Raw genomic sequence first — 12,319 nt, forward strand, 5'->3', positions numbered from 1 at the left:
GTGCCGGCCGGACCGGCCGGCACCGTCTCCGCCGGGGTGCCTAGAGGAACTTCACGCCCTGGGCGAGCGGCAGCTGTCCCGAGTAATTGACGGTGTTCGTGGCCTGGCGCATGTAGACCTTCCACGAGTCGGAGCCGGACTCGCGGCCGCCGCCGGTTTCCTTCTCTCCGCCGAAGGCGCCGCCGATTTCGGCCCCCGAGGTGCCGATGTTGACGTTGGCGATGCCGCAGTCCGAACCGCTGGCCGACATGAAGCGTTCGGCCTCGGCCTGGTCGTTGGTGAACACGGCCGAGGACAGACCCTGGGGAACGTCGTTCTGGATGGCGATGGCGTCATCGAAGTCCGTGTACGTCATCACGTACAGCAGGGGCGCAAAGGTCTCGTCCTTGACGACGGCGGTCTGGGCCGGCATCCGTACGATCGCCGGCTCCACGTAGTAGGCGCCGGGCTCATCGTCGGCGTTCACGCGGCCGCCGCCGCACAGCACCGTGCCGCCCTGTTCCTGGGCCGCCTTTATGGCGGCCTGCATGCCATCGAAGCTGGACTTGTTGATCAGCGGCCCGATCAGGTTCTCCTCGTCCAGGGGGGTGCCGATGCGCAGCGTGGCGTAGGCATTGACAAGCTTGTCGGTCAGTTCGTCKACGATCGATTCGTGCACGATCAGGCGGCGCATGGACGTGYAGCGCTGGCCGGCGGTTCCGACTGCGGCGAAGACGATGCCGCGCAGGGCCAGATCCAGATCGGCCKACGGCGCAACGATCGCCGCGTTGTTTCCGCCGAGCTCGAGCAGTGCGCGGCCGAAGCGGCGGGCCACGCGGGGGGCGATTTCCTGGCCCATCCGGACCGAACCGGTGGCGGAGAGCAGGGCAACGCGCGGATCATCGACGATCACCTGGCCGCCGGACCGGTCCGCCAGGACCAGCTTGTGMAGGTCTGTCGGGGCGCCAACGTCCGCGACGGCGCGGGCCAACAGGGCATCGGCGGYCAGTGCGMTGAGCATCGTCATCCCTGAGGGCTTCCACACGATGGTGTCGCCGCAGACCAGGGCCAGCGCCGTATTCCAGGAGTAGACGGCGACCGGGAAGTTGAAGGCGGAGATGACGCCGACGACGCCCAGAGGGTGCCACGTCTCCATGAGGCGGTGTCCGGGGCGCTCCGAGGGCATCGTCTTGCCATAGAGCTGACGGGACAGGCCGACCGCAAAGTCGCAGATATCGATCATTTCCTGGACTTCGCCGAGAGCCTCGGACTGGATCTTGCCGGCCTCGGCMGTCACGATCCTGGCCAGGTCCTCCTTGTGCTCGGTCAGCAGCTCGCCCCAGCGCTTGACCAGATTGCCGCGGAGCGGCGCGGGCACATCACGCCACGTCTTGAACGCCTCGTGCGCCTGGCCGATCATCGCCTMAATGTCCGCCGGTGTGTTGACCGGCAGGGTCATCAGGACTTCGCCGGTGAGCGGAGAGGACGCCTCGTGCGGGCCGCCGAGGGCGTCAACATTGACGCCGCAGGCTTCCAGAGCGTCGCGGACGATCGCTGCAAGTTCGGACGTTTGGGTGAGAGTTTCGGTCATCGTGATCTCCTGAGGTTGCTTGGTGTGGCGGGCTGATTAGTGGGTGATGGTGATGTTGAGGCGGCKGCCCAGCGCCGCGATCGATGCGTCCTGCTGCCGCTGGTACAGATCGTTGGGGTCGTRGACCGCGGAGCCGACGATCTCKGACATCCGGTGGATGTCGTAGCTGGTTCCCAGCTGGGCTTCGTCCTTGGAACCCTCCTCGGTCAGGTTTGACTGGAAGATCCCGGCCGCCGAGCGGGGGAGGAAGTCTTCGTAGACGATCGGTTCCGGGACGGCGATTCCGGCTTCAACAAGATCGGCCAGGGAAGCGGTGCCGGCCAGGGAGGCACTTCGGAGGGAGGTACTGCCCAGGGCGTCCTCGTCGAGGCGGTAGGTGAAGAAGGCCAGTCCCTGCAGGGCGAGTTCCTTCTCGGTGCGGGGCAGGTTCTCCGCCCAAACCCCGGCGGCGACCTCGACGCGTGTCGTGCMGGCCGGGGCCACGGCCAGCCGGGCATCGGACTCGGCGACCATCCGGTCGTAGAGGTCGCGGCCGGCCACCGTMAGTGCCATCCCGCGGGCCTCGACCTCGCCGAAGCGCACACGCAGTTCACCTTCGCTGGTGGACCCGTCTGCGTACCGGAACACCCGGTTTTCACCAAGCGCCCGGAAGGACGTCTGGCGCAGGAGCAGGTCCGGCCCATCCCAGTGCGGCGGGCCCTGGATCTMATCGATCATGCTGATGCCGCGGGCCTCCATGCGCTTGTACAGCTCATCGATGTCCAGCACTCTGGGCGTGAGGTGGTTGATGTGCGTGGTGGAAACGCCCCCGATGTCGGAAGCGACGGCGGAGACCGCCTCCAGCTTCTTGTACCACTCATAGTCGACGGGGTCGCCGGAGAGTTCAAAGGCCGCGGTGGCCAGCTCCAGCAGCCGGTCGGCGTCGTCCGCGGCGAGACCGCCGTCCGCGGCGGCCTTGTCTGCCAGGGTGAGCAGTTCCTCACCGAACAGCTGCCGGGCGCCGATKAATGCGGCCAGCTCGGCGCGCAGCTCTTGGTCAAAGAACCGCGGATCCTCGGCCGCCAGCATGGAGGTGAAGACACGGAACGGATTCTTGGCCAGCTCGGCGCCGTCGATCGGGCGGAAGGCGGTCGAGACCACAGGAACGGAGCTGGAGGACGCATCGCGAAGGTCGTAGAAGCCGACCGGGTACATGCCGAAGGCCGCAAAAATGCGGGCAACCTGGGCCATTTCCTTCGGGGAGCCGACGCGGATGGCGCCGTGGCGCTCCGCCGTCACCCGTGCGATGCTGCCCAGCCGCTCGGCTTCGGCGCCGTGTTTGGCGGCGTACGCTTCGTTCACCTCGGTGGAAACTTCCACGAGCGTGTTGTAGGCGGGGACTTCCCTCCCGTACATGGCGGAGAGCCGCCGCGCGAACTCGGCTCGAAGTTCCCAGGTTTCAAGGGCGGTCATGGCGTGGTTCCTTTCACGATCATTGCTGATGGAGCGGGGGATGCGGCTTGAGCGCCAAATCGGCGGGGCGTTCCGCGCTAGATGATGTGCACTTCCTGGATGAGCTGGTCGGCCGTGCGGAAACGATCGGCGGAAAACGAGGTGTGGTCCATGAAGGATTCMCGGTCCAGGTAGAGGTCCCTGACGAGTTMGCCGACGGCAGGGCCTTGCAGGAAGCCGTGGCCGGAGAAGCCCGTGGCGTAGTAGAAGCCGCCAACTGAGCTGGACGCTCCGATCAGCGCATTGTGATCCGGGGTGTTCTCATACAGACCGGCCCAGCCGCACTCCAGATCCGGGGCCTCCAGCGCGGGGGCGCACACGCGGGCCGCTGCATTGAACTCGGGGAGCCATTCATGSGTGAAGTCACGGGCGAAGCCGGGCTCCTGGTTCGAGTTGGAAATCCCCAGGAGCATGCCATTGCGGTAGTTGTGGAAGTACATTGTGGTKGACAGATCCAGTGTGAACGGCACGGTGGGCATAGGCGAGCTCATCTGGCGGGTCATGCCGATCTGCCGCCGCACCGGGACAACCGGCAGGTTGACGTTGACCATGTCGCCYACGCGCTGCGACCAGGCGCCGGCACAGCAGATGACGGCATCGGTGGTGATGGTGCCGCGGTTGGTCGTCACTGACGTGATGGTTCCGCCTGAGGCGGCCACATCCATGACTTCGGTGTGCTCAAGGACGCACACGCCCAGCGCGGCGGCCGCGTCGGCGTACGCCTGGACCACTTTCCCCGGTTCGGCAAAACCATCCTCCGGTGAGAACGACGCGCCGATGAGGGCTTCCTGGCGGAGGAAGGGATTGATGTCCACCGCCTCGGCGGGAGAAATCATCCGGCTGGTGCTGCCAAGACCGTTTTGGATGACGGTGCTGCGCTCGCAGTCCAGGAGTTCGGATTCGCTGCGGCACAGGAACAGGTACCCTACCTTGCGCAGTCCGATGTCAGTAGAGAAGCGCTGCCCGAAATCCTCAAACGCGCGCAGGCTGCGCTGGCCAAGGACTATGTTTGCCGGATCCGAGAACGTCGCCCGCACGCCGCCAAGGGGTTTGGACGATGATCCTGCGCCCAGATCGGACCGGTCAACGAGAACTATGTTGCGTACACCGGCTTCGGCCAGGTGGAACGCGATGCTGGTTCCCATGATGCCGCCACCGATGATGACGACGGCTGCATGCGAAGGCTGCCGGATTCCGGCGGGAAGCTGGAGCGAGACCACGTTTGACATTGATCGTCCTGTCTCAGTTGCAGAAGCCTACCCACCGCTCTGTGGGTAACAACTATCGGTAATGGGTTATATATAACCATCTTGGAGCCCGATGTGATCTACGTCAAGCAAAATTTTCAGCCGGATTTTCCGGCGGCCGGCGGYGGCAGGGGGTGCCGGACAGTGCGCGGCAGGTCCGCAGCCGGCATGCCCCTAGGGTAGCGAGTAGCTGAGGTGCTGGACCATAAGGGACTCGACGAGCTTCCGGTCGCCGGCCTTCAGGGCGGCCAGGATGGGCCCGTGTTCGGCGGCGCTGGTGGCGAGCAGCCCGCGTTCGGCCAAGTGGTAGGAGCCGCTGATCCGGCTTTGGTCCCGCAGGTTTTCAATGATCTTCGTCATTCGGGTGTTGCCCAGCAGTTCAACGATGGCCAAGTGAAATTGCTGATCGTGTTCGAGGTAGTCGACCATTTTGTCGGGCTGGGCCGTCGCGAACGTGGCCTCTGCCAGTTCGGTGAGCCGCTCGGCGTCGGCGGGGGAGACGCCTTGTTCGGCAACGCGGCCCACTGCGGTCACCTCGATCAGCAGGCGGAGGTCGTAGACCTCTTTTTGGTCCTTCGGGGTCATCTCCACGACCCGGAAGCCGCGGTTCCGAACCACTTCAAGGAGACCCTTTTCGCTCAGAGCCATCATGGCCTCGCGTACGGGGCTGTTGGAGACGCCCAGCTGGGTGGCCAGGGCGTTGGCTGAATAGATCTTGCCCGGCTGCATGTCGCCGGACATGAGGGCGTGGCGGACTATGGAGGTGGCCTCGTCTTTGAGCGTGACCCGGCCTTCACCCAGCTCGGATATTCCCGCAACGGCTATTCGCTGTTCCTGCATTTCGCTCCTCAGACGGTGTCCTCACGGCTAACACTAAGTCAAAACATGTAGGCCGCCGGAAAGGTCACKAGGATTTGAGACGTGTTTCCACATATTCTGCGGCGATTTTTAATGCTTGACATCCGCGGGCAATGGATGGAGATTGGTAATCGACAATCGATAGTGTGTCATACATCACCAATTGGTCCGATGTGCATCGAACCGTCGGACACCGCACAAACTTCAGCTCTGATCAAAGGGGATCATTATGAACACTCGCAAAATTCTGGTGGGCGGCACATCCATTGCCCTGCTGGCGCTCTCCCTGTCCGCCTGCGGCGGCGCCCCCGAGAGCTCCGTTGCCAAGGGCTGCCAGCCGGCATCAACCTTCAAGACCATTTCCGCCGGCTTCCTGACCGTTGCCGCGCCCGAGTTCCCGCCGTTCTCGTCCGATAAGGACGGCAAGCTCACCGGCGTCGACGCCGACATCATCAAGGAGTTCGCCGCCAAGAACTGCCTCGACATCAAGGTCGAGGCGACGTCGTACGCGGGGACCATCCCGGCCGTCCAAAGCGGGCGCGCCGACGTCGCCATCGGCTGCTACTACCGCACCGCCGTCCGGGCCGACATCGTCAGCCTGTCGGCGCCGGTCTACACCGACGAGATGGGGATCATTTCCGAGTCCGGGGTCAAAGACATTAAAGAGCTCGAGAGCATGAAGGTKGGCACCGTCGACGGCTACCTGTGGGTGCCGGACATGAAAAAGGTCATGGGCGCCAACCTGACCATCTACCCCAGCGCCGTGGAGATGCAGGCAGACCTCAAGGCCGGACGCATCCAGGCCGGCATCGACGGATTCGGCTCCGCCGTCCAGATGTACAAGTCCGATGCCAAATACAAGGTTGCCGGCGCCAGCGCCGACGCCCGCGTCATTGCCTCCAAGGAACCTGCCCAGATCGGATTCCCGATCGGCAAGGACAATACCGACATGACCAAGGCCGTGGATTCCTCCATCGCAGCCATGAAGTCCAGCGGCAAAATCGCGGAGATCGTGAAGTCGTACGGCCTKCCCGAGTCGGCTGTCGAAACCGGTKAACCCCGCCTGGTGAAGTAGGAACGCCTCCCGTAGACCGTTCCGGCATTGCGAGCAAAAGGAACCGATTCCATGGATTCACCGACCACCCCTACCGGGCCTCAACCGTCGGCGCCCGTCTTCCTCGACGGCGCAACGATAGCCTCGGCACTGACGGCGCGCGAGGCGGTGGCCGCCATGGAATCGGTCCTTGCCGCCGGGTTCGATCCCGAAACGAGCGCACCAAGGACCCGGGTGGAAACGGGCAGCGGGACGTTCATGCAGATGCMGGCGAGCTACGGCCGGTACGTCGGCACCAAACTCCTGACCATCACGCCGGGCAACGCAGCGTCCGCGTCTCCGGTGATCCAGGGACTCTACGCGCTGTTCGGCGGCCACGACCAGCGGCCGTTGGCCGTGCTCKATGGCGTCGCGTTGACCGAACTGCGGACGTCCTCCGTTTCGGTGATGGGGGCCATGCTCCTGGCTTCCCCCGGACCTAAGCGTCTCGTCGTGTTCGGCACAGGGGCGCAGGCATGGGCCCACATCGTGGCATTTGCCGAACTCTTTGAGCTGGACAGCGTTGACATCGTCGGCCGCAATGTTGAGGCGGCGGAGCGGCTTGTGAAAAATGCCGAAGGACTCGGCCTGCCTGCCGCCGTCGCCGGACCGGAAGCCGTGCGGGAGGCCGATCTCGTCATTTGCGCGACGGCGTCGCCCACTGCCCTCTTTGACGGCGCCATGGTGAAGGAATCCGCCGTCGTGGTGGCCATCGGGTCGCATGACAGGGAGCACCGCGAGCTCGATGACGCGCTTCTGGCCAGGGCCACGGTGTGCGTGGAGTCCAGGGATTCCGCAGCGCGGGAGGCCGGCGATGTCATCCAGGCCATCGAATCAGGTGCCATCGCCGGGCCCGCCCACCTGATCACCCTGGCCGACCTTGTTTTGAAACGCCGGGAGGTGGCCGCGGACCGTCCGGCCGTCTTCAAGACCACCGGCATGCCGTGGGAGGACCTTGCGGTCGCAACCGCCCTCTACGAAGCCTGCACCCGGGACGACTATGAGAAATGGAACAACTGATGATTGAACCCACTATCCGGACCGGGACACCCGTGGTCCAGGTGAAGAATCTTGCCAAGGCCTACGGTTCGAACGTGGTGCTTCGTGACGTCTCCTTGTCAGTGCCGGAGGGATCGGTCACGGCCATGATCGGGCCCAGCGGCGCCGGGAAGAGCACCGTCCTGCGGTGCATGAATCTGTTGGAGCAGCCGGACAGCGGCGAAATCGAGATTGATGGACACCGCATCAACGCCKGCAGGAAGCCCAACCCCAAAAACCTGGCAGCCCTGCGCCGCAGCGCCGGCATGGTTTTCCAGCACTTCAACCTCTTCCCGCACATGACGGTCCTGAAGAACATCAGTTTGCCCCAGGAACGGGTTCTTGGACGCAGCCGCGACGAGGCCAACGAGAAGTCCATGGAGTTGCTCAAGCGCATGGGCCTGGCCGACAAGGCCGACCAATATCCGTCGCGGTGTTCCGGCGGCCAGCAGCAGCGCATCGCCATTGCCCGGGCGTTGGCCCTTGGCCCGCGGGTGATGTTGTTTGACGAGCMGACCTCGGCGCTGGATCCCGAAGTGGGGGTTGAAGTGCTCGAGGTCATGAAAGAGCTCGCGTGCAGCGGCATGACGATGGTGGTGGTGACCCACGAGATGGCGTTCGCGGGAAACGTTGCCGACGAGCTCGTMGTGATGGCCGACGGCGGAATCATCGAAAAGGGCGAGCCCGGACAAATCCTGCAGGATCCCCAACACGAGCGCACGCGCCGGTTCCTCCGCGCCGTGCTGGAGCGCTGAGCCATGGAGATGCTCCGGGCCATCGCCATCGGCTTGCCGCTCACAGTCCTMGTGACCGTTCTGGCCCTGATGATCGGGACGGTTGTCGCGCTGCCCATCGTTGCCGGGCTGCGGAGCCGGAACCGGCTCGTCTKGCTGATGTCGCGCGGGCTGGTTGACCTGCTGCGAGGAGTCCCGCCCGTGGTGTGGCTCTTCATCCTGTACTACGGCGTCTCCATCGGCGCCATCCGGCTCACCGCCTTGCAGGCCGGCATCCTGGGCCTTGGTGTGGTGGCAGCAGCCTATCTCGCGGAGATTTTCCGCGGCGCCATCTCGTCAATTCCCAAGGGCCAGTGGGAGGCCAKCTCGGCGCTGGGCTTTCACCGGGCCACGGTCTGGAGCCTAATCATCGGCCCGCAAACGGCGCGGGCCGTCGTTCCGGCCTACACGACGTTTGCCATCGGGCTGCTCAAGGATTCCTCCATTGCGTCGTCCATCGGCGTGGCCGAGATCGTCTTCATGTCCAGCCAATACGCCCGGCAGTCCGGCGAAGGCATCATGGTGTTCTTCGTGSYTGCCKGTGTCTACATACTATTGAGCGTTCCGTTGGGACTGCTCTCGAGGCACCTTGACATCAAGATGCGGAAGGCGGTGGCCCGATGAACAACCTGGTCGATGTCGCAATCCRATACGGGCCGACACTCTTTGACGGACTCAAAGTCAGCCTCACCCTGAMGCTCCTGAGCCTGGCCTTTGGACTGCCTCTGGGGCTGGTCTTCTCCTTCGGTGTGACCGCCCGCAACAAAACGTTCCGCTATCTCTCGGTGTTCTTCGTCGAAGTGGGCCGCGGCGCGCCGGCCCTGGTCCTCCTGCAGCTCATGTACTACGGCCTGCCGAACGCCGAGATTACCCTCAGCTCCATGGCCTCGGCATGCTTGGCCCTGACCTGGACGACGGCGGCCTACAGCGCCGAGCTGATCCGCGGCGGCATCCAGTCGGTGCCGCCGGGTGAAGTCGAGGGGTCCCATGCGCTGGGCATGAGCTACCGGGACTGTCTGAGGTTCGTGGTCATCCCGCAGGGATTGCGCATTGCCCTTCCTTCGCTGATGGGCTTCGCAGTACTCCTGTTTCAGGCGACGTCGTTGGCCTATTCAGTTGCCGTGCCGGAACTCATGAGCCAGGCGTACTCGATMGGCTMGTCCACGTTCCAGTACCTGCCGGTGTTCATCATTGCCGGCCTGCTCTACGCGGCCATCTCGATCCCCGCAACATGGCTGTCCGTCTTTGCGGAACGCATGCTGAGCCGGCACCTGTAGACGATGACAGCGAGCAACCAGATGAACACACCGCAATCAGCCATAGTCGTCGGCGCCGGCATCGTTGGATTGTCGACGGCCTGGCACCTGCAGCAACGGGGGCTATCCGTCACCGTCATCGACAAAGCCGGGCCGGCCGCTGGAGCGAGCTGGGGCAACGCCGGCTGGGTGACCCCGGGCCTCGTCATGCCCCTGGCGGAGCCGGGCGCCTGGAAACACGCCCTGCAAAGCCTGACCGATCCGGACGCCCCGCTGCACGTGCCGCTGCGCTTCGACCCGCAGCTGTGGAAATTCCTCCTGCGATTCGCCGCMAACATGAACGCCCGGACCTGGCGGCAGACCATGACAGCGCTCCAGCCCATCACGAAGGCCGTCGATGAGTCCTTCGCCGAACTCAAGGCGCACGGCATTGCCTCACCGGTCATCGCGGCGCCCTACGTTGCAGGTTTCAGCAGCGCGAGGGCCGCCGCGGCGTTCCGGACGGAACTGGAACATCTCCACGCCATGGGCCAGAGCATCGGTGTCAGCACCCTGGCCGACGGGAACCGTCCGGCGGTGTTCTCCGACGCCGTGGCGCACGGACTGGAGATATCCGGACAGAGCTATCTTGATCCGGGTGACTTCGTCTGGGACCTTGCCCGGGCCTTTAAAGCCTGCGGCGGCCAGATMATGGATGGCACCGACGTGTGTTCCGTTGATGCCGGGCMGTCGTCGGCAACCGTGACGGCCGACGACGGCAACCGGCTCACGGCCGACGTCGTCGTCCTTGCCACCGGCGCTTTGCTGCCCAGGCTGGCCACTCGGTGGGGGCTGAAAATCGGCGTCCAGGCCGGCCGGGGCTACTCGTTCACCGTCGACGGCGAGTGCCTGCCGGCTGGACCCCTGTACTTTCCGGAACAGCGGGTCGTCTGCACGCCCTATCAGGGGGCGCTGCGGATCGCGGGAACCATGGAGTTCCTTGATCCGGACGAGCCTCTGAATTCTGCCCGGTTGGAGTCCGTAGCGCGAGCCGTTCGTCCGCTGCTGCGGGGCATCGACTGGCGGTCTCGCCGCGACGAGTGGGTGGGCTCCCGCCCGATCACGCCCGACGGTCTGCCCGTTGTTGGCCGCCTGGCCTCGGACAGAATTTATGCGGCCGGCGGACACGGCATGTGGGGGATGGTTTTGGGACCGGCAACAGGCAAGCTACTGGCCGAGCACATCGTGACGGGTGCGGTGCCGCACCAGATAGCGCCGTTCAACCCGCTGCGGAGATAAATGCGCAGATAGATGCGCAGATAGGACCGTCAATCGGCGGTTCCGGTTGCACATTCTCAACAACGAAGGGCACACTCATGCGAATTCTCGTCATCGGCGCCACCGGAACCGTCGGCCAAAACGTGGTGCGGGCGTTGTCCGCGCACCACGACAAGGTCGGGGAAGGGCAGTTGGACATCATCAGCGCGTCACGGTCATCGACCGAACACCCCGTCGACTGCCGGGACGATGCCAGCGTCGCGGCACTCTTTGACAGGGTGGGGACGGTGGACGCGGTGGTCAGCACCATCGGKGGAGCCAAGTGGGCGTCGGCAACGGATGCGACGCTGGATACTTACGCGTCGACCGTCAACGGCAAACTGCTGTGCCAGATCCGCATCACCCTGGCGGCCCGCGGCCATGTCCGGCCCGGCGGTTCCATCACCCTGACCAGCGGGATCGTGGGAAATTATGCGTTCCCGGGCGGATCGCCCAGCGCCGTCGCCAATATTGGCCTTGACGCCTTTGTTAAGAGTGCCGCTGCGGAGCTGCCGCACCTGCGGTTGAATACCGTTAGCGCCACAGTGCTGGAGGAGTCCGCTGATGCCTATACGGCGGTGTTCCCCGGTTTCGCTGCCGTTCCCGGCGCCGTGGCGGCCGCGGCCTTTGTCCGCAGCGTCTATGGTTCCGAAACGGGGCAGACGATTAAGGCCTGGTCGTAGCAGGGACGCGCGTCGGTCCCCGCTGGTAACCTGAACATGATTGTTTGAGTAATCGGATGGGAGGGTAGGCCGGGTGTCTGAGGTGCAGAAAGAGCGGACCAAGCGGGCGGACGCTGTCCGGAACAAGGACGCCATCATCGATGCGGCGCTGACCTGCCTCAGCGATGATCCGGGGGCCAGCATGTCTGAAATTGCGCGCGTCGCAGGAGTGGGCAGGGTGACCTTGTATGGACACTTCGCGGACCGGGAGGAACTCGTCGGTGCCGTCTTCGCCCGGACAATGGACCGTGCCGAGGCCKAACTCGCTGCAGTAGATATCAAGCAGGACACGTGGAATTGCCTCCGGGACCTCGTCCAGTCATCCTGGCGGGTCCTTTACCAGTTCAACTCGCTCCTGGCGGCGGCCGAACGGTACCTTTCGGCCGAGCAAATCAGAGCCCACCATGACAAGCCGCTCGCGCGGGTGATGACCGTCCTTKAAAAAGGCAGGAGTGAGGGAACCTTCCGCGCCGATCAGTCCCTCGCGTGGCAGGCGGCCTGCTTTTACGCCGTCCTCCACAKCGCAGCCGCGGAAATCCGCGCGGGGCGACTCACGGAAGACGATGCGGCAGGGGTCCTTCCTGCAACCATCCGGGCCCTCCTGATCCCGCMGGCGGATCCGGCGCCCTAAACGCCCTGCTTCACGCCGCTTCGGCCCAGGAACTCCGTGATGGTCTTCGCCATAGCTTTGGACTGAGTCCAGTGCAGGTAGTGGTCTCCCTCGAGGACAACCAGCTCGTGGTGCGTGACGTTGGCCAGCTGGCGTTCGTGCGCGGCATACCAGTCCGGCTGCTGTTGCATCGTGTCCCGGGACAAGAAGCCGAGCACCGGGAGGTTGTCGGGGTACCGGACATCCTGGAGCTTCGCGGCGTTCTCGCCCACCCGGAGAGTTTCGTCCGTGACGGCCTGGTTCCCGAAGTTCCAGCTGGTCATCTGGCGCATGTGGTCGCGTTCGGCCGGCGTGAAGCTGTCACC

General features: G+C 64.6%; 12 protein-coding genes and 1 pseudogene. 8 read left to right on the plus strand and 5 right to left on the minus strand.

Annotation, left to right across the window (positions count from 1 at the left end; genetic code table 11):
• Positions 1-40 precede the first annotated feature (40 nt).
• From amaB to AC1DBQ_RS17085, 4 genes are all read right to left on the minus strand, one after another.
• On the minus strand, positions 41-1,570 hold the full coding sequence (gene amaB / locus AC1DBQ_RS17070) for an L-piperidine-6-carboxylate dehydrogenase (RefSeq protein WP_476929644.1): 1,530 nt from the start codon (positions 1,568-1,570) through the stop codon (positions 41-43).
• A 36-nt stretch (positions 1,571-1,606) separates the two neighbouring features.
• A complete protein-coding gene (hglS, locus tag AC1DBQ_RS17075; RefSeq protein WP_476929645.1) occupies positions 1,607-3,022 on the minus strand; it encodes a 2-oxoadipate dioxygenase/decarboxylase in 1,416 nt (471 codons plus the stop codon).
• Between the two features lie 77 nt (positions 3,023-3,099).
• Entirely contained in the window at positions 3,100-4,290 is a 1,191-nt protein-coding gene (locus tag AC1DBQ_RS17080; RefSeq protein WP_476929646.1) for an NAD(P)/FAD-dependent oxidoreductase, read from the minus strand.
• Between the two features lie 192 nt (positions 4,291-4,482).
• Entirely contained in the window at positions 4,483-5,148 is a 666-nt protein-coding gene (locus tag AC1DBQ_RS17085; protein WP_476929647.1) for a GntR family transcriptional regulator, read from the minus strand.
• Between the two features lie 247 nt (positions 5,149-5,395).
• On the opposite strand from AC1DBQ_RS17085, the gene AC1DBQ_RS17090 reads away from it, so the two are divergent.
• The 8 genes from AC1DBQ_RS17090 to AC1DBQ_RS17125 all read left to right on the plus strand — a co-directional run bounded on the left by AC1DBQ_RS17090 (position 5,396) and on the right by AC1DBQ_RS17125 (position 11,975).
• Positions 5,396-6,241, plus strand: a complete 846-nt coding sequence (locus tag AC1DBQ_RS17090; RefSeq protein ID WP_476929648.1) for a substrate-binding periplasmic protein — start codon at positions 5,396-5,398, stop codon at positions 6,239-6,241.
• A 51-nt stretch (positions 6,242-6,292) separates the two neighbouring features.
• Positions 6,293-7,279, plus strand: a complete 987-nt coding sequence (locus AC1DBQ_RS17095; RefSeq protein WP_476929649.1) for an ornithine cyclodeaminase family protein — start codon at positions 6,293-6,295, stop codon at positions 7,277-7,279.
• Entirely contained in the window at positions 7,279-8,052 is a 774-nt protein-coding gene (locus AC1DBQ_RS17100) for an amino acid ABC transporter ATP-binding protein (protein ID WP_476929650.1), read from the plus strand. Before AC1DBQ_RS17095 ends, AC1DBQ_RS17100 begins: the two co-directional genes overlap by 1 nt.
• Before the next feature lie 3 nt (positions 8,053-8,055).
• The gene (locus AC1DBQ_RS17105; protein WP_476929651.1) at positions 8,056-8,694 is read left to right on the plus strand and encodes an amino acid ABC transporter permease; all 639 of its coding nucleotides are present in this window, start codon (positions 8,056-8,058) and stop codon (positions 8,692-8,694) included.
• Positions 8,691-9,347, plus strand: coding sequence for an amino acid ABC transporter permease (locus tag AC1DBQ_RS17110; RefSeq protein WP_476929652.1), 657 nt, complete (start codon positions 8,691-8,693; stop codon positions 9,345-9,347). Before AC1DBQ_RS17105 ends, AC1DBQ_RS17110 begins: the two co-directional genes overlap by 4 nt.
• A gap of 21 nt (positions 9,348-9,368) precedes the next feature.
• A complete protein-coding gene (locus tag AC1DBQ_RS17115; protein WP_476929653.1) occupies positions 9,369-10,604 on the plus strand; it encodes an NAD(P)/FAD-dependent oxidoreductase in 1,236 nt (411 codons plus the stop codon).
• Between the two features lie 77 nt (positions 10,605-10,681).
• Entirely contained in the window at positions 10,682-11,305 is a 624-nt protein-coding gene (locus tag AC1DBQ_RS17120) for a short chain dehydrogenase (RefSeq protein ID WP_476929654.1), read from the plus strand.
• 73 nt (positions 11,306-11,378) lie between these two features.
• Positions 11,379-11,975 carry a TetR/AcrR family transcriptional regulator gene (locus AC1DBQ_RS17125; protein ID WP_476929655.1) on the plus strand — a complete coding sequence of 199 codons (597 nt, stop codon included), beginning with the start codon at positions 11,379-11,381 and terminating at the stop codon, positions 11,973-11,975.
• Here the strand turns inward: AC1DBQ_RS17125 and AC1DBQ_RS17130 are convergent.
• Positions 11,972-12,319, minus strand: a pseudogene (locus AC1DBQ_RS17130) (alpha/beta fold hydrolase); the annotation flags it as partial. The gene AC1DBQ_RS17125 and the pseudogene AC1DBQ_RS17130 sit on opposite strands and share 4 nt — an antisense overlap.

It is taken from the genome of Arthrobacter sp. 10T413_2 (genome assembly GCF_056394205.1).